The sequence below is a fragment of the Sphingopyxis sp. genome (assembly GCF_051861155.1).
Classification (GTDB): Bacteria; Pseudomonadota; Alphaproteobacteria; order Sphingomonadales; family Sphingomonadaceae; genus Sphingopyxis.
On sequence record NZ_JBHYDE010000002.1, the window covers coordinates 382,518 to 403,828 of the forward strand.

The following is a 21,311-nucleotide window of genomic DNA, read 5'->3' on the forward strand; positions in this document are numbered from 1 at the left end:
GAGATGACCGAACCGCTTGCCCTTCTTGGCGGATCGCCTCTGATTTCGCGCCCGCTTGAAGATTTCAAGAGCATGGGGGCCGATGAAGAGGCCGCAGTGGTGCGCGTCGTGCGCAGCGGAAATCTGTCGGCCTATATCGGCGCGCCGGGCCCCGGCTTCATGGGCGGAACGGAGGTCAAGGCGTTCGAGGCCAAGGCCGCCGCCTATTTCGGCGTCAAGCATGCGATCGGCGTCAACAGCTGGACGTCGGGCTTGATCGCCGCGGTCGGCGCGATCGGTGTCGAGCCGGGCGACGAGATCATCACTACGCCGTGGACGATGTCGGCAACAGCAATGGCGATTCTGCATTGGAACGCAATTCCCGTCTTTGCCGATATCGACCGCCGGACCTTCAACATCGATCCCGAGAGCGTCCGCCGCAACATCACCCCGCGCACGCGCGCGATCCTTGCCGTCGACATTTTTGGCCAGTCGGCCGACATGACAGCATTGCGCGCGATCGCCGACGAGCATGGGCTGAAGCTGATCACCGACACGGCGCAGGCGCCTGGGTCGCGTAGTGGCGACGATTTCACGGGCACGCTTGCCGATATCGGCGGTTTCAGCCTGAATTATCACAAGCATATCCATTGCGGTGAAGGCGGCATTCTGGTCACCAATGACGATGCGCTGGCGGCGAAGATGTGCCTGATCCGCAACCACGCGGAATCGGTGGTGCAGCCAGCGTCGCGTGCCGATCTGGTCAACATGATTGGCTATAATTTCCGTATGGGCGAACTTGAGGCAGCAATCGCCAGCACACAGCTCGACAAGCTCACCGCGCGCGTCGCCGACCGGCAGCGCGTCGCCGACGAACTCAATGCCGGGCTCATGGGATTGAAAGGCCTTTCAACGCCTTATGTCGCGCCCTACACATCGCATGTCTATTATATCTACGCGATGACGCTCGACATCGACGCGCTTGGCATTTCGCGTGATACCATCGCTGCAGCACTGCGCGCTGAGGGTGTTCCCTGCGTATCTTCCTCCTATCAAAATCTCCACCGGCTGCCGATCTTCACGCAGCAGGTTGCTTATGGCAGCGAAGGCTTCCCTTGGTCGCTGCGCGCGGGAGAACGTAATTTTGCTTATGGGCCAGGGACATGCCCGGTCGCGGAGGAGCTTCAGGACAAGAGTTATCTGGGCCTTGCTGTCTGCATGCATCAGTTGCCAAGCGAGGATGTCACGCTGATCGTCGAGGCGTTCCGTAAGGTTTGGGGTCAGCTCGACGCGCTGGAAGAACATGACGCTGCGACTGTCGCCGCTTGAAGGGCGGCTCGTCTGGTTGCGCCCATTCGGGCCGGACGATATTACCGACGACTATATCGGTTGGCTGAACGACCCGCGCGTTGTGCGGTTCTCGAACCAGCGATTCCGCGCCCATGATCGGGCGAGTTGCGAAGCCTATCTGGCGTCTTTTGCGGGTACGCCCAATTTCTTCGTCTCGGTGCACGAAAGGGCGGGCGACCGCGCGATCGGCACGATGACCGCTTATGTGAACCCGCGTCATCAAACGGTGGATGTCGGCATCATGATCGGTGAACCCGATCGCTGGGGCGGCGGCTATGGTCAGGATGCGTGGTCGACGCTGACCGACTGGTTGATCGCGCAGCCGGAGGTCCGCAAGCTGACGGCCGGAACGTTGGCGTGCAATCAAGCTATGGTCCGGCTTATGGAACGGTCGCATATGCGGCACGAGGCGACGCGCAAGGCGCAGGAACTGGTCGATGGTGCGCCGCAGGATATCGTCTATTATGCGCGCTTCGCCGGGTTATGATCGAAGCAGACCCGCTGGCTGAGCTGCCGCGTCCCGTCGCGGTCGTGGCGCATGATGCGGGCGCTGCGAACATCATCATCGCGTGGATTGCGCGAGCGGGGAAGGCGGCCGATTTTCGCATCGTCCTTGCAGGTCCGGCGGCGACGCTTTGGCAGCGACGCTTTGGGATGTGGGCTCCTGATATGTCGCTCGAAGCGGCGCTGGACGGCGCGGCGAGCGTGCTCAGTGGAACCGGCTGGGCCGGCGATCTCGAGCATCGGGCACGGGTGCTGGCGACCGAGGCGGGGCTCCGATCGGTTGCGGTTCTTGATCATTGGGTCAACTACCCGATGCGGTTCGAGCGCGCTGGGCGGCGCCAACTGCCGGGCGAGTTTTGGGTGACCGATCCCCATGCCGCCCGGATTGCCCGCGCCGATTTTCCGGGCGTACCGGTGGCCGAGAAGCCGAACTACTATCTCGCCGAACAAGTCGCCGCCGCCGGGCCGCAACCCCTCGATGGCCCGGTGCTGTTTGTCGCGGAACCGGCACGCAGCGACTGGGGGCGGGATCAGGCCGGCGAGTTTCAGGCGCTCGACTATTTTGCGGCGGAGCGGGACCGGTTGGGCATCAGGTCCGACATGCCTTTGGTTATTCGACCGCACCCATCTGATTCGGCTGGAAAATACGACGGCTGGATCGATGCGCATCCCGGAGCAAGCCTTGACATGTCGCCCGATCTTGCCATGGCGATCCGCGGCAGCGCGTGGGTTGCGGGCATGAACAGCTTTGCGATGGTGGTGGCTCTGGCGGCCGGACGAAGAGTCATCTGCAGCCTGCCCCCTTGGGCCCCCGCATGCGTCCTTCCGCACCGCGGGATCATACATTTGAAGGAATTGACGGCTCCATGAAATATTGCTCGCGTTGCCTGCAACCGGACACACGGCCGAATACCGTGTTTACCCCGGCGGGCATTTGTCCGGCATGCGACTATTGGGACCGGCTCGCGCACGTGGATTGGCAGGAACGCTACGAGATCCTACAGGATCTGCTCGCCGAATTCCCGCGCAAGCCCGGGCAGAAATTCGACTGTATCATCGGCGTCAGCGGCGGCAAGGACAGCACGCGGCAGGCGCTGTGGGTCCGCGACAAGCTGGGTCTCAATCCGCTGCTCGCCTGCCTCAGCTATCCGCCCGAGCAGGTTACCGAGCGCGGGGTTCGCAACATTTCGAACCTGATCGAGCAGGGGTTCGACGTCGTGATCTCGGCGCCCGCGCCGCAGGTGTGGCAGGGGCTGATGCGCGCGGCGTTCGACAAATTCACCAACTGGGCGCGCTCGACCGAACTCGCGCTGTTCAGTTCGGTGCCGCAGCTCGCGATCCGCTATCAGATTCCGCTCATTTTGTGGGGCGAGAATCCCGGGCTTCAACTCGGTGACCTCAAGACGCTGGGCCGTACCGGCTACGACGGCAATAATCTGCGCTATATGAACACATTGTCAGGCGCGGCGCTCGACTGGATGCTCGATGCCGGGATCGACCGCAGGCAGCTGATTCCCTATCAATATCCGACGCCCGAGGAATTCGACGCGCACGGGTTGCAAATCGTCTATCTGGGCTGGTTTCTCGGCGACTGGTCGTTGACCAACAACGGCATGTATTCGGTTGCCGGCGGCCTGCAGATCCGTGAAGATCCGGTCGAAAATACCGGCGACCTTCGCGGCGTCACCTCGCTCGACGAGGATTGGGTTACGCTCAACCAGATGATCAAATATTACAAATTTGGCTTTGGCCGGGTGACCGATTATTGCAACGAGGAAATCCGCCACGGCAACATGGCGCGAGAAGAGGGCATTCGGTTGGTCGAAGCCTATGATGACAGCTGTGCACCCGACTATATCGATCAATTCTGCGACTATATCGGCATTTCAACCGCGCAGTTCTGGAGCCAGGTCCATGCCTCGGTGAACCGCGAGCTGTTCGACATCCGCTCCGACGGGCGGATCGAGCGCAAATTTCGTGTGGGAGCGGGGCTGTGATTGCACGGCGGACGATCGGCATCGTCGACTATGGCGTCGGCAATCAGGCTTCGGTCTGGCGTGCGCTGCACAATCTCGGTTATCGTTGCCGGGTCAGCAGCGACCCGGCGGTCCTTGACGCGACGGATGTCATCCTGCTGCCCGGCGTCGGCGCCTTTCCCGCTGCGATGGAGCAGCTGCACAAGCATGATCTGGTCGGCTTTCTGCAAGAACGCGCTCGCGCCGGCAAGCCGTTCATCGGCCTTTGCCTCGGCATGCAACTGCTCGCCGAGGTTTCACACGAACTGGTCACCACCGCCGGGCTTGGGCTGATCCCTGGCGAGGTCAAGCCGTTCGAGCAAGATCGCTGGCACATTGGGTGGAACAGCATCGAGGTGCGGGGCGACGACGGCCTGCTTGCGGAAAGCGACGGGCAGGCGATGTATTTCAATCATAGCTATGTCTTTGACGCACCGTCGGAATATGTCGCGTGTGTTGCGCGGCTGACGGCGCCCTTCACTGTCGGAGTCAAGCGCGGCAAGCTCGTCGGCCTGCAGTTTCACCCCGAAAAGAGCCAGCTCAACGGGCACCTGCTGCTGCGCAACGTCGTCGAACATCTGTGCGCCGCGGGGGAATCTGCATGATCAAGAAACGGCTAGTCGGCGTCGTCACCGTTCGCGACGGCTGGGCGATCCAGTCGATCGGCTATTCGCGCTATCTGCCGCTCGGGCGGCCCGAAGTGCTGGTCGAAAATCTCGACCGCTGGGGCGCCGATGAAATCTTCGTGCAGTGCATCGACCGGACGCGCGCAGGACAGGGGCCCGATTTCGCGCTGATCGAACGGATCGGCAAGCTCGGGATATCGACGCCGCTCATCTACGGCGGCGGCGTGAGGTCGGCCGCTGATGCACGGCAGGTCGTCAATCTTGCGGCCGACCGCGTCAGCCTCGATGCGCTGCTGCGCGATGATCCCCAACAGGTGCGCGCGATCGCCGGACAGCTTGGCGCGCAGGCGGTGATTGCTGCGCTGCCGGTGGCGATCGAGGACGGCGCGATACGCTGGCTCGACTACCGCACCGGGCAGGCGGATACGATCTCGCCCTCGCTTGTCGATGACCTGCAATCGGGGCTGATTTCCGAAGCGCTGCTGATCGATTGGCGCAACGAGGGACGGCCGGGCGGTTTCGACACCGATCTGCTCCGCGCCGCACTGCCCGCCTCGGTGCCGGTGATCACATTCGGCGGCCTGTCCGAGGCGGGTCAGCTTGCCGGCGTACTGCGCGAACCCAATGTCGTCGCTGCGGCTGTCGGCAATTTCCTGTCCTATCGCGAAACCGCGATCCAGCAATTCAAGAAGGCAATGTTCGACGTGCCCCTGCGCCCGGCCAGCTTTCAGCGGACCTTTTACGCATGACCGACCTCGCCCACGACCACGACGCGCATCAGTGCAAACGTTGCCTCTATTCGACCCGCCACGCGCTCGGCCTCGTCCTTGACGCCGAGGGCATTTGTTCGGGCTGCCGCGTCCATGAGGAAAAGGATAGCCTCGACTGGGATGCGCGGTGGCAGAAGCTCGAGGCGCTCGTCGCGCCTTATCGTGCGAAGTCGGGCAGCATCTATGACTGCATCGTCCCGGTGACGGGCGCCAATGACTCGCACTTCATCCTGCATGTCGTGAAGGAGCGGCTGGGGCTCAACCCGCTGCTCGTCACCTACAACAAATATTTCAACACGCCGCTCGGCGTGCGCAACCTCGCCAACCTGCGGATCAAGTTCGACTGCGACATCCTGGTCCAGAATGTGAACCCGGTCGCCGTGAAAAATATCTCACGCACCGCACTGCGGATGCTCGGCAGCATGTATTGGCCATGTTTGGCGGGGCAGACGGTCTTTCCGGTTCAGACTGCGGTACGCTATCAAGTGCCGCTGATCATCTGGGGCGCGCATCAGGGACTCGAACAGGTCGGCATGTTCAGCCACGAGCACGAGGTCGAGATGACCCGGCGCTACCGTAAGGATCATGATTTGATGGGGCACGAGCCCGATCAGCTGCTGTCGATCTTCGACACGTTGAGCGAGGACGATGTCTGGCAGTATCGTTATCCAGACGATGATGATCTGGAGCGAGTGGGCGTGCGCGGCATCTATCTCGGCAATTACATGCGCTGGGATCCCAAGGCGCAGCATGAACAAATGGTCGCGAGCCACGGCTATCAGGGTGCGCGCTTCGGACGTACTTTCGACACCTATGACCATGTCGACTGCTATAATTTCATGGATGTCCACGATCATTTGAAGCTGCTCAAGCACGGCTATTCGAAAGTGACCGATCATGCGTGCAGAGAGATCCGGCATGGTCGCCTGACGCGGAACGACGCATTCGCGTTGGTCGCGCACTACGAGAATCATCCGCTGCGCCATCTCGACAAATTCTGCGAATGGATTGGCATCGACGAGCGCGCGCTCGCGTTCGTCTTTGACCGCCACCGTAACCCTGCGATCTGGGAAGAGACCAAACCGGGAAGGTGGCAGCGCCGAGCTGCAACCATTGATGATGTGCCTGCGCGCGTGGACCGAAAGGACGCCGAACGGAAAATGGGGTTCGAAGCGCACAGCGCGCTCGAGCGCGACATGGCGGATCGCTATATCATTGTCGGCAAAGGCTATCCGCTGTGACCGCGGTCGAAGCGACGACGGTCTGGCTGACGGGGCCTGGCGAAGTCGAACTTCGCGGCGAGCAGTTGAGTGCGCCTGTCGAAGGCGAACTGCTCTGCGAAACGATCGTCAGCGCCCTTTCCCCGGGGACGGAGATCGCCGCCTGGCAAGGTCTGCCACCGCTGCGGCCCAGTGTCGTTTATCCGCGGCTGCAGGGCTATTGCCATGTCGGCCGAGTGATTGCCAGCGGCTCGCCCGATTATGCGCCGGGCGATCGGGTATTGAGCTTCACTTCGCATCGAAGCCATGTGCTCCTACCCGTCGCCGATGTTCTTTACCGGTTGCCGGCCGATGCCGACGCGTCGGCGATCGCTTGCGCCTATCTCTATCACCTCGGCTATAACGCGGTTCTGCGTTCGAAAATTCGGTCGGGAAGTCGCGTGCTCGTGATCGGGCTTGGCGCGCTCGGCCTGACAAGTGTCGCTATGGCGGCCATCGCTGGCGCGGATGTGTTTGCGATCAGCGATCAGGCGTCGTCGGCGGTTTTTGCCGAGCGCATGGGCGCACGAACTGTGTTCGGACGGGACGCCCTGGATAAAGCCAAAGCGGCGCTTGGCGTGGGGGCCGATGTCGTGATCAGCACCGTTAACGGCTGGAGCGATTGGCAAACGGGGCTGCGGCTGGCAGCCCCCAATGGCGTGATCGCGATGCTTGGGTTTCCGGGGCGCGGTGAAGGCGTTCCGGTGGAAAACCCGCTGGCTAGTGAACAGGTCTATATGAAGCAGTTGCGGATCGAGGCCGTGGGCTGGTCGCCAGAGCGAGACGACAGCCGTTCCTTTCTGCGATTCAACGAGCGTGCGAATCTCGACTGGATCGCGAGGATGATCGCCGAGGGGCGGATCGATCCGTCGCTGTTGATTTCGGGGCGCTATGCGGGGACGGATATCGCCACTGCCTATACCGACCTCGCCGCACGTAAGAATGATGCGATTACCTACGTTCTGGATTGGGCCGAATGAGGCGTGCCGCGGTGATCGGTTGCGGGCGCATGGGGGCCTTTACCAGCCCAGCGGTTCGCGAATATGCACCGGCGTGCTGGTTCCCGCTCGCTCACGCCGAGGCGGTGCAAGCGCACGGAGATCTTGAGCTTGCCGCGCTTTGCGATCCGTCGGCCGAAGGATTGGCGCGTGCGCAGGCGCATTATGGTGTTGCACGGGGCTATGCTGATCATCTGTCTCTTCTGAAAGCGGAGGAGCTTGACCTCGTCACGGTCGCGACCCGGACGATCGGCCGTGCAGGGATCATCGCCGATTGTTTCGATGTCGGCGTGCGCGCGCTGCACATCGAAAAGCCGTTGTGCAGTTCGGTAGCGGAATTGCGCCGAATCGAGGCGATGGAGGCTGGCGGCGATCTGTTCCTCACCTATGGCACGGTGCGCCGTTTCTTCCCCATCTATCGCCACGCCGTCACGCTTGCGAGCGGTGGCGATTATGGCGCGCTGCGCGAGATTCGGGCTACGCTTGGGCAGGGCGCGCTCTATTGGACCCACCCGCACGCAGTCGACCTGATCTTGATGGCGGCTGGTGGTCGGCGGGTCGAAGCGGTGCAGGCGCGGCTCGCCGGCGTCGAGCGCGCAGCGGGCGCGATGACGATCAAGACCGACCCCGTGATCGAGGCTGCGACCATCTGGTTCGAAGACGGGGTGGCTGGGCACATCGGCCGTTCCCCGGGGATGGACTTAGTCCTGTCGTGCCAGTCTGCCGAATTGACGGTACTGAACGATGGTCATGGATTAGCGATATCGGATTATTCAGGCGCTAATCCTTATCCTGACCGTCAGTCGGTAACGGTGGGCTTCGATCCCGAAGCACCCGCAGGCACGCTGGCGCCGATCCGTGAATTGGTTGCCTGCCTCGACGGCGACGCAACGGCGCGCCGATCCAATGCCGCGAACCGTCGCGCAATTTTGACGGGCCAGCATATTCTTTTCGCGATGGTGCAATCGCATTTGGAGAGTGCCCGGCCAGTTGCGCTCGATGCGGTCGATCCAGCCATCGTCATCGAAGCACGCACTGGCGGCAATAATGCCTGACGTCCTATCTTTCACTGTCGCCGAGCAGGCCGGTTGTCGCCCGATCTAAAATTTTTGCTGTAAATGGACGCTTTGGCGTCAGGCCGACCCTATAGCGCGGCGGGCCGGGCGGTTGCGCGCGCAAATCACTGGCATCAAGGAGCCAGTGTCGCTAAAGGCTCATCCTCACAGCCGGCGCCGCTGGGCATTCGGCGCGTACGAATAGGTTTCAGTGAAGGCCATGGGGCTTTTTTCCCGTTTCCGCAAAAGCGAAGCGTTACCGCAGGGCGAGCGCTCAGTGCCCGACGTCGTGCGGAGCGAGCGCTCGGTGCCGGCGGGTATGTTGATTTATGCAATCGGTGATATTCATGGTCGCGACGATCTGTTCGCGAACCTGCTCGATCTGATCGACGCGGATCGCAGCAATCGACCCCACGAACAATGTGTTCTGATTCTGCTTGGTGACCTCGTCGACCGCGGCCCGGATTCTCGCGATGTGGTCGAACGAGCTCTTGGGCTCGCGGATCGCTTTGACCGGGTTCATCACCTGATCGGCAATCACGAGGAGTGCATGCTCGCGGCTTTGTCGGGTAGCGTTCGTGCCTTGCGCTATTTCTATCGTATCGGCGGCGATGCGACCATACGCAGCTACGTCGGCGGCGACGGAGTCTCGGAACAGCATACGTTCGAAGAATTGGCCGAACTTTTTCCGCCCGCGGTGCCGCAGCGGCATATCGATTTCCTGGGCCGCGGTGAGGACATGGTGCTGTACGGCGACTATGCCTTTGTCCATGCGGGCGTCCGCCCCGGCGTTTCGCTCGATCGGCAGAAGACGAGCGACTTGCGTTGGATCCGCGACGATTTCCTAAACAACGAAAGCGATCATGGCCCGCTCGTCGTTCACGGCCATTCGATTAGCGAAAATGTCGATCTGGCCTGTAATCGGATCGGGATCGACACCGGTGCTTATGCTTCCGGATGCCTTACTGCATTGACGCTTCAGGGGCGCGAACAGAGCTTTCTTTCGACAAAGACTGACTGACTTCGGCTGACTGGCTTCAAGTGCTTGGGCGGGCGCCCTTAGAAGGGCGGGCGATTGCCGGAATTCCTGTCAGCGTCTGATGGGATCCTGCGGATTTGGTCACTACCGCGTTCGCACCGACAGTGCAGTGATTGCCAAGCTCGATATCGCCAATGATCTTGGCTCCGGACGCGATAAATGCATGATCGCCAATCCGTGGGCGCGCGATATGTTCGATATCGATAAACTGCGCACCGATAGTGACCTGATGATAGATTACCGCGTGATGTCCGATATGGGCGGCACCGATCACCGATCCCGCGGCATGGGGCATGAAGAAATAGGGTCCGATCATGCAACGCGACGAAAATTCGACAGAATAAAGGTAGAAGTTGAGCCAGGTAAGAGCCTTCGAAAGGCGCGTCCATCCGGTACGACGCGTTGCATAGGACAGGCGATAGAGACCAACCGGGGCGCAACGCGGAACGAGGAAATTCCGCCACAAATCACGTTTGCGCACGGCTCGGTCGTTCACCCCATGGTGATGGAAATAGCATTCCAGGTCCGATTTGAGGAGATCGACGAGCGTCAGTTGTTCGGTCATCGGCTCTCTCTCAGGTGCACGGAGGAGAAATCTTCCTCCGCAAAAATTTCATCGACCCAGCCAGCCAAACTATATCGCTTTCGCGTTGCTTCCGAAACCGGCGTGGCCGCTTTCTCCAGAAACGCCGCCGGGACCGAGGGATTGTTCCGGTCGATTACACAGACATTCGCTGCATCGAAAAAGGCGTAGTTTCGGACATCGGCATTGGTCGTGATCAGTTTCTTGCCGGCGCCCAGCGTCTCGAACGTCCGCATCGTCAAGCCCACCTGTCGGGGGTGTTCGATGTCAAGAATGGCATCCGATTGCCAGAATATTTGCGAACTGGCCTGGCGATCCATCGGATTGAAGCTGAAATCGCGTTGGCGGGCGCCGCGGAATCCTCGATTCAGCAGACGATATGCCAACAGAACCCATTTCGCTTGCAGATAGAGAAACCAGAACCGGGTAATGTGCGCGGGTAGCTGGCGGTCGATCTGCGATACGATGGCATAACGATCGGTATGTGCAGTTCCGAGGAACGAGACCGCATACTTGCTTCCGGCGTTTTCACCTTCGGATGCCGATCCATCAAAAGCGGGACAATAGAATAGGGGGCGGAACCGCAAGCCCCTGCGCTTGGCCGCTTCGGGCTCGAAGCAGGACGCACGATCGAAATGCCGCAAGAGCGCTAGTGCAGAAGCCCTGTTTTCGAGCGAATCCCACAAATAGAAGAGGAAGGTTGCCGAGCGATGCGCCGCTCTTAATTCATCGAGTAACCGGTGGGACAGGGTTTGCCCATTCACGATCAGAACATAGTCGTATCGCACTGTACCAAAGCTCTTTAGCTGTCGACGGTAATATCGATCGGTCAAAAGCAGGATGAGGCTTCGCCAGACGCGGGCGAGGAGGTGCATCGCCGGTGAACGAAACGGGCGATCGGCAAGAAAGTCGACGCTGGCTCCCCGCCGTCTTAACTCCTCGGCTATCTCCGTCTCGTATCCGAAAAACTTCGGCGCGCTCAGCAAGATTGTCTTACCCGCCAGATCGGCAACCGGCGGCAAGCGCTCCTGTCCATCGTCCATCGTGGTTCGCCAGTGCTCTAGCTCGCGGCCAGTTTTCGGGCGCGCAGTTCCGCCATCGCGGCATCGAGGCGATCTTCATATGCCGGTTGCGACCAGGCCCAATTGCAGAACCGCTGCAATCCGTCACGCAAATCGACTTGGGGTACGAATCCGATCAGGCGGTGCGCTTCGGAAATATCGGCAAAGCAATGCCGGATGTCGCCTACCCGATATTGTGCGGTAACCTCGACCGGCACCTCGAGTTTTGCGGCGCCAAGTAGAGTCTGCACCAGTTCGCTTACGCTCGTGGCGACGCCCGCGCCCAGGTTCATTGTCGCTCCATCGGGCAGATCGGCAGTCATGGCGGCCATAAGCCCATCGACGATGTCGTCGATGTGAATGAAATCGCGTGTTTCCATGCCGTCTTCATAGATTGGGATCGGCAGACCTTGGCGCGCACGATTGAAGAAGATGGAGATGATACCCGTATAAGGGTTCCGCAGAGATTGTCCTTCGCCGAACACGTTTTGAAACCGAAAGATGACGGGTTTGATCCCCAGCGCCGGCGCCGCGGCGCGCAGCAACAGTTCCTGCGATGCCTTTGTCGCGGCATAGACCGAGCCCGGAGCAAAGGATAGAGTTTCGGGCGTCGCAACCGCTCTTAACGCGGTGCCGTCGTCACTGCGCAATTCCCATTCGTGGGCTGCGAGTTGCTCTGGCAAGCGCGGCTGGGGCTGGATAAGCCGGTCGGGCGCCGCCGGGTCGACATAAGCTCCTTCCCCATACACGCTGCGGCTGGATGCGAGGATTATGCGGGTAGGGCGTTTGCTCGCCTTGGCGAGCGCCTCGATGAGCGAGGCCGTGCCCATCTCGTTCACGCCGACATAGCCGCGAACCTGATACATCGACTGGGCAGTGCCGGTTTCAGCTGCAAGGTGATAGACGATGTCCAGCCCTTCAAGCTTTTCGGGAAAATCATGGGCTTCACGGACGTCGAGCCGCTCAATGGCGGCCCCCTCCGGCGCGACGAGGGTTGGAACAGTGCCGTGGATCTGTGGCGACAGATTATCAATCAGCAACACATCGTGGCCGGCATCGACCAAGCGGCGCGAGAGCGCCGAGCCAATAAAGCCCAAACCGCCGGTAATCGCTATACGCATCGGGAATCCTCGAAAGATTGAAGTGGTGGAGGTTACGCCAAGGCGGGACGGGCAGAGGCGGGTGCTTGAGGTGTTACGGGGGGCAGTGAAGTTGCATGTGCCGCATAAAGCCTGCGGGCGATGACGAACCCATAGATCATGCCGAAGCCGGGCGTCGAGATCATATATTGCGAGAAAAACACGAAAAGTACGGCACAGAGCAGGAAGGTTTCATATTGCGAGCGAAGGCCCTTCATCATGCTTTGGATAATGAAGATGAGGGGGACCAAGGCGATGAACCCGAACTGGAAGACGACGATCAGAATCCCCGAAGGAATGCCCGCGCCGCTGAGCATCAAGAGCCACGGATTTTGCGCCATGATGGGGCCCATCGCGTCGAGCCAAGCATCTTCGGTCATTCCGGCCGGAAAAAAGGTCTGCGCGATGATCTGCTTTGCGCCGACATAGATACCCCCCAAGCGGGCGTTCGTGCTGGCGTCGCTCGAAAGCAGATACAGCGGATCCTGATAGAACTCGCCCAAAAGCCTCACCAACCGGATATTATCCGGTAACATGTGGTTTTCGATGACTATCCCCAGCAGGAAATAGAGGGGAAAAATGAGCAGCAGTAAAAGACGTGCCTTTTTTCCGTAAATTATCAGATAGATTAGCGCGCCCAGAGCCAATGCGAGCGCCGCGCTCGACGACCGCGCGATGATGAGCGCAGTGATGAGGCAGGCAATCGACAGCCAGTTCCGCCCGCCGACAAGCACGAGCGCAGTTGCCAGGACGATCATATGGAATCCGAAATGGGTCGGTTCCGGTGCCAGGCCGAGCGTTCCGCGTCCAGAATCGACGACAGCTTCGGCGACCTCCGAATAGCTACCTACCAACTGCGATGCAAAACTGGGATCAACGACGCTTTGAATCACGCCAACCGCCATCCACGCCAGTGCGGCCGCGGTGATGATACGATCGGCGGCTTTCGGATATTCGACCGCTATGCCAAAGCTGGCGAAGGCAAAGGAGATAGGGCAGATATAGATCAGGAGATACTTCAGTTCCTGCGGCGTCGGCCCAGGCATGCAACTGATCAAAAACCCGATAACGCCAAGGAATGCCAGTCCAATAAGCGCAGCCGCATCCTTGCCCGGGAAATTGCTGCGCAGCGTTGGAAATGCGACTGCCGCAGCGAGCGAGCAGAATAAGAACGCATATGGCTGAGTGTAGGTGTCAAGTTTGATTATCTGCGTGTATGGGAAGAGGCAGAATGTCAAGCCAAGGCAATATACTATAAGTTTCATATGTATGAATTCATTCAAAGTAAGTAAGGAAAACTTATGGCATTACTTTGCTGCGGTACTTCCAATCTCACGCTGACTTGCGTCGCGCGATAGCGCAACCCCGGGCCAGACAGTTTTCATGTTCATTCTCCCTTACCCCGGTAGCCCCGTATTGGCAATGACGAGAGTAGCAGGAACAGGTAGATGATGCGGCAAGTGACTAGCATCCACATGAAACTGGCCAGGTCCAACCGGAGGAATGCCACGGCAAGCGCGGTGATCACGACCGTCGATGCGAAAATCGCGGCAGAACGCAACATTTGCTGTTCTCGGTCCATCGCGATCAAAAGGAACTCGATTAAGCCGGTGGTCAGCAGAACTCCCGAAACGGCGACGGGCGCGAGCAGCAGCGGGCGGTCGAAATAGCGCGCGAGCTCAGGGGGAAGGATCTGCGCTGTTATCGCTATGGCCACGGCGCCCATTACAGAAAGCCAGAGCGCGCTTGCTATCGCGCTCCACTGGAGAATTTGCCGGGTCGCCGCGGCAGCATTGCCGTTGAGCTGCACGAGGCGAATGGCTTGAGGTCCGGCGCGCTGTGCCAAGGCGCCGACGAGCAATGATGCGGCAGTGAGCAGCAAAGCCAGCGTTGCGTAGCGTCCGCCTTCCTCTTTGCCCAGGACATAAGTAACGAACAAGCGATCGAGATAAAAAGGTATAGCCACGCAAGAATAGGCAAGGAAAAGCCGAATTCCGCCGGAGTCAACTTGAGCAAGAGTTATGGGGGTTCTGGCAAGGGATGTTGGGGGCTCTGCATTGCGCCGAAAAAAGAGCCATTCCGAAAGGCGGCAAGTAAACAGGGTGGCAAGCGTCTCGGCGATCAATACTTTGAGCAAATCCCCTGTCTGTGCGGCGAAGGAGACAGCCAGCAGGACGCCCATAGCGCGCAGCACGGTGCCATAGGCTTGAGAGGATGGCGTTCCGGAGGCCCGCTGCATTGACGCCAAAAGCCCTGTGTAAATCGTATTCAGCGAAAAGAAGAATGCGATACCGAGCATTTGAAGCCATTCTGCCTCAAGCGCAAAGCCGAGTGACAGGGTGACAATACCGAGCGCTAAGGCACGAAAAACCAAACGGCGCATGATGAGGTGGGATGTCGGAAGAATATCGGTCTCGCGCCCGAGGCCCACGAGACGCGGGAAATTCTTCACAGTTGATTCCAACGTGCCGAAGCTCACCGTTGTCGACAGAAATGCACCTGTTGCGACAATCGTCGCATAGGTGGCAAAATCCGTCAGTGATAGATGCCAGGCAGTGACGATCATTCGCACTGACGTGAGGGCCGCAGCCCCGATCATCACGACAAGAAAAACCGCGCTGCCGACTCCAGGTCGAAAGGAGGGAGTCGGAGAATCTTCGATTTGCATCTTAGGCATACTCAAGTCGGCCGCTGATTGCTGTCTTCGCAACATCGAACAATTGGCGAGGAGCCAGATTTAACCGATCAATCCCCAAACTCACGACGGCATCAAGCGTCACATCGCGGGTTAGGCGTTTTCTCATCAGGCTGTCCATATTATTCTCAGGCGAGGCGAGTCCCCTGACGCAATCGAGGGGTCATCTCGGTGCAGCAGATCGACTGCCCGCATAAAGAAATGGGGCAGCCTGAATCGATCCGATCCGATCCGGTCACGCTCAAAGCGAGCCACATCGGCGGAGCAATTACCCCTTGAAGTCGGTTTTTTGTTTTTCGCCGAACAAGCTAGAGGATCGACCTGTCTGAGCCACAATGGCGTTGACCAACCGGTTGAGATTTTCTTCGCTGTACAGGATCTCAGCGGGTTGCGGATCGCCCGGATAGCAATGACGGCCGAAGGCTACCATTTCCTTGATATTGTCTTCTATCTGATCTCCCACGATATAGTTCTTCGCGTCGTTAAGCTCTGTCGCGAGAGCGGCGTAGGATTGGATACGCTTTGCGCCTGTAAACTGATTGAAGAAAACCCGGCCTGCCACTAGCAGCCTGCGACCCATTAGCAGCCCATCCAGTCCCATGGTGCTCGAAATCGTGACAACCAGCGGTGATGCGCGGATTAGACTTCGCCCGCTCTCGCGCCCATGGACGAAACGAAGATTGTGGTAGCGCGACTTCAGATCGCGCCAGCGCTTGGTCCGCAACGCTCCGAATTGATTGGGATGTTCCTTGACCCACAAGCGTTTATTGCTCGGCAGGGCACGCAAGATCGTCTCGACGAAGGAATATTGGTCGACGATCTCTGGCGCGAAATACAACAGCGAAGCCTCAGGCTCGTATTGTAGCGGGTAAACTACATTGTCGTTGGAGAATTCTGCAGGAATCGCATCATAGTCAGCGCGGCGAGCCACAAGACAGCGAAGATAAAAGAAATGTTCGCGTATCGAGCCTGCCGAAATATAGTCGCCGTGCTGCCGAAACAACGCACGCCGGACAACGGACCGCGCGAGACGCACGACCTGGAACAGTATAGCGGCGGCTCCCGGTTTCACGACATAGGGAGCAAAACCTTTGCGCGCATTGAAGAGGCCCGGTTTTTTGGATCGGTCCTTCGTAAAAGTATGGTGGTAGATCGGCCCGGCGCGGTCTGCCGCAACGCCGTGCGCGTAGGATATGACCGACTCGCGCAGCGCCTCTTCTTCAATCGGCGACATGGGCGTGGGCCGGTTAGCCTCTGAAATGTCGAGATTTTCGGAAAAATAAAAATATCCAGGAAAATATGTGTTGCACCAAAGCAGTTGCTGCACCTCGTTCTTTCCCGAGAGGTAAAATATGACGTGCCCGAGAAAGTGAGCGACCGGCTCGTTCAGGAAGAAGTCGATACGGTGTGCCTGGAATAATTCGCTGATCTTTGCGAACAGGATTGCCGCGATGCGCTGGCGATCGGCGTGAGAGAAGCTGCTCATATAACGATCGAGCGCCATGGGAGACCAATCGAAACCTGTTGCTCGCCGGAAATCTTGAGGTTCGGACCATGCGTCGGGCGCGGTTTTCCATGCATCGCGAACGGCAGTCTCGACAACGAGCACGACCGTTCCTCCTTGGCTGCGAATTAACGCGGCTTCTGTTTCAGTCTGCGCGATGTGAAGATAGGTCGCGCCAGGATCGCGCGTACCAATCATCGGTAACAAACGAGCCAAATATGATCTGGAAAAGCATAAGATCGTCGTCATTTTACAGCCTGTTAGGAAAAATCGCCTCCTTGTACACCGCAAACCGACTTGGCTGCGGTAAGGAGGAGGAAGAATCAGCTACTTCGCCTCGTATTTTATGGAAAAAGCGGCACCTAGACAGTGGCACAAATATGCTCTGCGCCACAAGGCGGCAGCGTTTCCTTGATTTTGGCTTCGAAGACCGGGCGGAATTGTCATCGCTAGTATCTTGCCCGTGCGTGTACTGCCTGACGTCTACAAGGCGTGGGAAGCTATTTCGGCAACATGCGAGTTAGGCGGAAATTGTCGAGTGTCGCTTCCAACACGGTTGCTTGGAAATCGACCGCAACGCTCAGCTCAAGGCGCTGTGACGAGCATCCGGGTGGCACCTCAAATCCGAATTTCAGTTCGCGTGGACCCGATGCTAACAGGTTTGCGCTCGTCCAAACCGTGCGATCTTCGGTCCCCGCCAGGCAGGCCAAGCGCCATTGCAAAGCTTGATCCTTGCGGTCGCCATCGCTGAGCTCAAGCTCGTGACGTAGCTGATAGGGGCCCGGTTTTAGAAAAAGATATTTGCTTGCGACGGAGCCTGCTGCACCGGAGGCAGCGTAGAGCGAAAGCTTGCGACTGTCCCCGTCGCCATCACCTACAAAACTGACCGAAGTCGTTGCATTACTTGCCGTTTGCCAAGCTGCGAGACCATATTTGCTGTCGACGCTGGTGTTCGTCCATCGTTCGCCGTTCATGACCGCGTCGGCGTCCTTTGTTAGGAAGGATAGCAGGGCAGGGACATGGGAGAACTGGCGCGCTTCCATTGCTCGCGTAATCAGCGGCGGCGCAACTAGCGCAATATCCGATGGCGCCATTCCCTTGCCCGCGCGAACCACAACATCGGCTACTTGATCAACGACTATTTCGTCATTCGCTGCAAATAGCACAAACTCGAGCGACCAGAGTGAACGCTTGACCAAATATGGACTTAGATGCTTTCTGAAATCCGCATCCGCCAACAAAGCTTTCAGTACCGGGAACATCTTGGCCTGACTTTCTGGCGTCACGCGCAAGATGGCGTCGATATTGTCCAGCGCCGCGGTGGGCTGGTTGGTCCGTGCGGCTTGTTCGAACAGGAGCAAGCGGATCACGCCATCGCGGCGGCTGACACGCCCTGCAAGGTTTGCAAGCCGAAGCTTTGCGGGCGATAGTTTTGCCCCTTCGGTTCCAGACATCAGCAGGCGCAAAGCCGAACTGTTCAGCGGGTCGTCCTTTAATGCAGCCTTGGCCGTTGCGCGCGCCTGCGCGGCGGGCACCTTTTTTCCGGCGAGCAACAGCGCATTCATTATTTCAACGTCGGCCCGAGTTTCGCCAGGCAACGATGCAGCGGCAACGGGTGCACGATTGCGCAACGCATTGCCTGCGGCAGGCACCATGCTCATGACGGCCAGGCTGAACGCCGCCAGGATCGATATGGTCGTGATCAACAGACGTGGCACCGCTTTGGCCCCTTATGCTTTTGCGGGCGTTTCTGTCTCTGCACCATAGCCATAGCCGTAGCCGTAGCCGTAGCCGGACAGCGAGTTGCGCGTCGACAATTTGGTGAGAATGACCCCAAAGATACGCGCGTGCGCCTGTTGGAGACGGCCGAGCGACGTGCGCAGACCTCGAACAGGCACTTGGCCCGACGCGACGGTGAAAATACAGCCTTCAACCGCTCGCGTCAGCAGGGGAACGTCGGCAAGGCCCAGCAGAGGCGGCGCGTCGATGACGATATGATCGTAGTGTCGGTTCAATTCTTGGACGAGGGTCTTCATCCGGTCTGAACTTAGCAGCTCGGCAGCGCTGGGCGGAGTTCGGCCTGCCGGCAGGAATTCGAGACGCTCGACCATGGTCGATTTCCTGACCATATGCTGCCAATCGTCTTCACCGCTAAGGAGGTTGCTCAGGCCAGCGCCGTTTTCGATGCCGGCAAAGCCATGAACCGACGGCGAACGCATATCGGCGTCGATGAGCAACGTGCGCTTTCCGGTCCGCGCCAGGACGAGGGCGAGCGAGAAGGACGATGTACTCTTGCCCTCTCCCGGCGAAGTGCTCGTAACGACCAAGCTCTTGGGAACCCCGTGGTCGGTCGAGAAGGCCAGGTTCGTCCTAACGCTGAGATAGGCTTCGGATATATTCGATTTGGGATCAGCCAACAGCTCCAGCGGCTCGCTATCACCCTGGTCGAGTACTGCACCGAGCAGCGGCAGTTCCAGCAGCCGGCGAACATCGTTCGGTTCGCGTAATCCTTCGTCGATTTGCTCAAGGCCTATGACGACGATCAAAGCAAGGCCGAGACCAAGCAACAATGCGATCATCACGTTCGTCACCAGGCTTGGCGAGGTCGGACTAACCGGCACCTCGGCGCGGTCAACCACGGCGATGTTGTTGGCAGCGACGCTAGCTACGCTCATCTCTTTGGTGCGTTGCAACAGGCTGTCATAAAGCTGGCGCGTTGCGTCGGCGTCGCGGCGATATATGTTGAGCTGGATAGCGTCGCGGTTTTCGCCTTGGACTTGGCTCTTCAATTCGTTGACGTTCGACCGCAGCGCATTTTCACGTCGCAGTGCCTCTTCATAGGTGTTGCGAACCGATCGCGTAATGCGCTGCTCTTCGGCGCCAATCGACGCGTCGATCGCGGCAAGGCGCTGCTTCGTGGCCTGCGCTTGCGGATATTCGGGTCCAAACTGAGCCAGGATTTGCGACTGTTCCGCCATCGCCCTGGCGCGCTCCTGGCGCAAAGCTGCGACGGTCGGATTCTGTACCGACGCGGCGCTGGTTGCGCGCGTGATGGCCGCTTGCGCTGCCACGCGTGCCGCCGTCGCTTTCACCAACTCATTGCTCATCTCTTCGAGTTCGCCCGAGACGAGCGTCTTTTGGGCGCCGGGGCGGCCATTGGCTTCAGGGGTCGAAGAAATGACCACAATGCCCCGCTCAACAGCGAACGCTGCCGCACGCCGTTCCGCATCCTCCAGTTTTTGCGCATATTCGCGCAGGCGCGTTTCCAAGAAGGCGCGCGCGTCCTGTGTGGCCGCGAAACGCCGGTCCATGCTGGCCTGCACGAAATTTTCGGTCCAGGCATTGGCAATTTTAGCCGACAGTGCGGGCGAGGCGCTCGTGTAGTAAACGTCCACGAGACGCGATTTCGTCAGCGGCGCAATTTCTACATTGGCCAGCAATATCCCCGCTGCACTGCGAACACGCGCGGCCGCATCGGCATTTCCAGGAGCGAATTCCATCGAATGCGCCGCATAGAATTCGGCGCTGTTCCCCAAGTTCAACTGGCGCGCTACGCGTTCGGCAAGGGAACGCGATTCAAGCAGTTCATATTGGGTCTGGTAAAATTCCGGCTCTTGTGAGCTTTGCGCAGATTCAATACCTTCGACATTGGTCGGATTCTTCTGGTCGCGGGTGATTTCGATCTGGGTTCGCGCAGTAAATTGCGGCGTCGCCAGAAATGTCGCCAAAATGCCGGCCGCGAGTGCGAACGCCAGAATGCCGATGATGACGAATTTCCAACGCAGCGCGATCTGCCAATATTGCAGCATCAGGGGCGGAGCGCTCGGATCTGGCGCGCTCGATTGTGTTTCGCTTCGGTTCGCCGAAGAACTCATGCTCGTAATGCTGGGCGAAAAAAGGGGTTTTGACATTGGCTGGACTTTACCTGGATCTGGCCGAACTGCGGCTGAAACGACTTCAATTCTGCACGATAGCGATCAGCGGATAGCTGATCGTCGAGGCAACCCCCAGTAGCTGCTCGAACAGCTGACGGGCACGAGATTCGCCGACGACAACGACATCATTGGCATAAATCTGCGGATCTGCGACGACGCCGCGGCGGATTGCGCGCAAATTGTACAGCGCTGCCAGCTTCTGGCCATTCACCGTGCGGAATATGACCACGTCCTCGAGTTTCGCGTCCTCAGTCAGGCCTTTTGCGGCCGCTACCGTGCGCATCAAGGACATGTCGCCCATGACGGGGTAGGGGCCTGGTTGCTGCACCTCGCCGTCGATTGTTACGACTTGGGTACGGGTTTCCTTGAGGTTGACGGTGACCTGCGGATCGCGAATGTATCTACCACGCAGCCGTTCAGCGATCAGATCCTCAATCTCGCGCGGAGACTTGCCGCCGACGTCGATCACGCCAGCAAGCGGAAACGACAGCCTGCCCTCGCCATCGACCTGTGCTTCGTCGCGACTGAGTTCGTCGCCGGGATATACCTTGACGGAAAGCTTGTCGAACGGGCCAACCAGGTAAGTGCTTTGCGGGCGCACCATATCCGTTGCATTGGGCGCAGGCAGCAGCTGGTAGTCCGTGACCTGAACCGCTGAACCGGGTGCCCCCAGCTTCGGGCCAGTACTGCAGGCTCCAAGCAACGTCAGTGTAATAATTGCGAGAATTCGCAGGGGCATGATCATATTCCTCAGAGGACGGCGTTCGCTAACGGATAATGGTTGTCATTGCCAGCGCTC

The 21,311-nt window shown here is 59.1% G+C and carries 20 protein-coding genes; 10 read left to right on the forward strand and 10 right to left on the reverse strand.

Annotated elements, in window-relative coordinates; all coding sequences use genetic code 11:
- Window positions 1–3: 3 nt before the first annotated feature.
- The 10 genes from ACTIFP_RS05065 to ACTIFP_RS05110 all read left to right on the forward strand — a co-directional run bounded on the left by ACTIFP_RS05065 (window position 4) and on the right by ACTIFP_RS05110 (window position 9,577).
- On the forward strand, window positions 4–1,308 hold the full coding sequence (locus ACTIFP_RS05065; RefSeq protein WP_439567623.1) for a DegT/DnrJ/EryC1/StrS family aminotransferase: 1,305 nt from the start codon (window positions 4–6) through the stop codon (window positions 1,306–1,308).
- A complete protein-coding gene (locus ACTIFP_RS05070) occupies window positions 1,283–1,816 on the forward strand; it encodes a GNAT family N-acetyltransferase (protein WP_439567624.1) in 534 nt (177 codons plus the stop codon). Before ACTIFP_RS05065 ends, ACTIFP_RS05070 begins: the two co-directional genes overlap by 26 nt.
- Complete coding sequence (locus tag ACTIFP_RS05075) at window positions 1,813–2,703, forward strand: hypothetical protein (RefSeq protein WP_439567625.1); 891 nt, start codon at window positions 1,813–1,815, stop codon at window positions 2,701–2,703. The genes ACTIFP_RS05070 and ACTIFP_RS05075 overlap by 4 nt, the downstream gene beginning before the upstream one ends.
- On the forward strand, window positions 2,700–3,830 hold the full coding sequence (locus tag ACTIFP_RS05080; protein WP_439567626.1) for an N-acetyl sugar amidotransferase: 1,131 nt from the start codon (window positions 2,700–2,702) through the stop codon (window positions 3,828–3,830). Before ACTIFP_RS05075 ends, ACTIFP_RS05080 begins: the two co-directional genes overlap by 4 nt.
- The gene (gene hisH, locus ACTIFP_RS05085) at window positions 3,827–4,453 is read left to right on the forward strand and encodes an imidazole glycerol phosphate synthase subunit HisH (RefSeq protein ID WP_439567627.1); all 627 of its coding nucleotides are present in this window, start codon (window positions 3,827–3,829) and stop codon (window positions 4,451–4,453) included. Before ACTIFP_RS05080 ends, hisH begins: the two co-directional genes overlap by 4 nt.
- Window positions 4,450–5,223, forward strand: coding sequence for a HisA/HisF-related TIM barrel protein (locus ACTIFP_RS05090; RefSeq protein WP_439567628.1), 774 nt, complete (start codon window positions 4,450–4,452; stop codon window positions 5,221–5,223). The genes hisH and ACTIFP_RS05090 overlap by 4 nt, the downstream gene beginning before the upstream one ends.
- Entirely contained in the window at window positions 5,220–6,485 is a 1,266-nt protein-coding gene (locus tag ACTIFP_RS05095) for an N-acetyl sugar amidotransferase (protein ID WP_439567629.1), read from the forward strand. Before ACTIFP_RS05090 ends, ACTIFP_RS05095 begins: the two co-directional genes overlap by 4 nt.
- Window positions 6,482–7,483 (forward strand): zinc-dependent alcohol dehydrogenase, encoded by a 1,002-nt coding sequence (locus ACTIFP_RS05100; RefSeq protein ID WP_439567630.1) that lies wholly within the window; start codon window positions 6,482–6,484, stop codon window positions 7,481–7,483. Before ACTIFP_RS05095 ends, ACTIFP_RS05100 begins: the two co-directional genes overlap by 4 nt.
- On the forward strand, window positions 7,480–8,556 hold the full coding sequence (locus ACTIFP_RS05105) for a Gfo/Idh/MocA family protein (RefSeq protein WP_439567631.1): 1,077 nt from the start codon (window positions 7,480–7,482) through the stop codon (window positions 8,554–8,556). Before ACTIFP_RS05100 ends, ACTIFP_RS05105 begins: the two co-directional genes overlap by 4 nt.
- A gap of 220 nt (window positions 8,557–8,776) precedes the next feature.
- Entirely contained in the window at window positions 8,777–9,577 is an 801-nt protein-coding gene (locus ACTIFP_RS05110) for a metallophosphoesterase (RefSeq protein WP_439567632.1), read from the forward strand.
- 16 nt (window positions 9,578–9,593) lie between these two features.
- On the opposite strand, the gene ACTIFP_RS05115 is transcribed toward ACTIFP_RS05110, so the two are convergent.
- From ACTIFP_RS05115 to ACTIFP_RS05160, 10 genes are all read right to left on the reverse strand, one after another.
- Window positions 9,594–10,160 carry a serine O-acetyltransferase gene (locus ACTIFP_RS05115; protein ID WP_439567633.1) on the reverse strand — a complete coding sequence of 189 codons (567 nt, stop codon included), beginning with the start codon at window positions 10,158–10,160 and terminating at the stop codon, window positions 9,594–9,596.
- Window positions 10,157–11,221: a hypothetical protein gene (locus ACTIFP_RS05120; protein WP_439567634.1), complete on the reverse strand. Its 1,065-nt coding sequence runs from the start codon at window positions 11,219–11,221 to the stop codon at window positions 10,157–10,159. Before ACTIFP_RS05120 ends, ACTIFP_RS05115 begins: the two co-directional genes overlap by 4 nt.
- A gap of 17 nt (window positions 11,222–11,238) precedes the next feature.
- The gene (locus ACTIFP_RS05125; RefSeq protein WP_439567635.1) at window positions 11,239–12,360 is read right to left on the reverse strand and encodes an NAD-dependent epimerase/dehydratase family protein; all 1,122 of its coding nucleotides are present in this window, start codon (window positions 12,358–12,360) and stop codon (window positions 11,239–11,241) included.
- A 32-nt stretch (window positions 12,361–12,392) separates the two neighbouring features.
- A complete protein-coding gene (locus tag ACTIFP_RS05130; RefSeq protein ID WP_439567636.1) occupies window positions 12,393–13,616 on the reverse strand; it encodes a hypothetical protein in 1,224 nt (407 codons plus the stop codon).
- Between the two features lie 149 nt (window positions 13,617–13,765).
- Window positions 13,766–14,980 (reverse strand): hypothetical protein, encoded by a 1,215-nt coding sequence (locus tag ACTIFP_RS05135; RefSeq protein WP_439567637.1) that lies wholly within the window; start codon window positions 14,978–14,980, stop codon window positions 13,766–13,768.
- A gap of 67 nt (window positions 14,981–15,047) precedes the next feature.
- Complete coding sequence (locus tag ACTIFP_RS05140) at window positions 15,048–15,194, reverse strand: hypothetical protein (RefSeq protein ID WP_439567638.1); 147 nt, start codon at window positions 15,192–15,194, stop codon at window positions 15,048–15,050.
- A 147-nt stretch (window positions 15,195–15,341) separates the two neighbouring features.
- A complete protein-coding gene (locus ACTIFP_RS05145; protein ID WP_439567639.1) occupies window positions 15,342–16,775 on the reverse strand; it encodes a capsular polysaccharide export protein, LipB/KpsS family in 1,434 nt (477 codons plus the stop codon).
- 302 nt (window positions 16,776–17,077) lie between these two features.
- Complete coding sequence (locus tag ACTIFP_RS05150) at window positions 17,078–18,295, reverse strand: hypothetical protein (protein WP_439567640.1); 1,218 nt, start codon at window positions 18,293–18,295, stop codon at window positions 17,078–17,080.
- Between the two features lie 12 nt (window positions 18,296–18,307).
- A complete protein-coding gene (locus tag ACTIFP_RS05155) occupies window positions 18,308–20,452 on the reverse strand; it encodes a GumC family protein (RefSeq protein WP_439567641.1) in 2,145 nt (714 codons plus the stop codon).
- Between the two features lie 82 nt (window positions 20,453–20,534).
- Window positions 20,535–21,251 carry a polysaccharide biosynthesis/export family protein gene (locus tag ACTIFP_RS05160; RefSeq protein WP_439567642.1) on the reverse strand — a complete coding sequence of 239 codons (717 nt, stop codon included), beginning with the start codon at window positions 21,249–21,251 and terminating at the stop codon, window positions 20,535–20,537.
- Window positions 21,252–21,311: the final 60 nt, after the last annotated feature.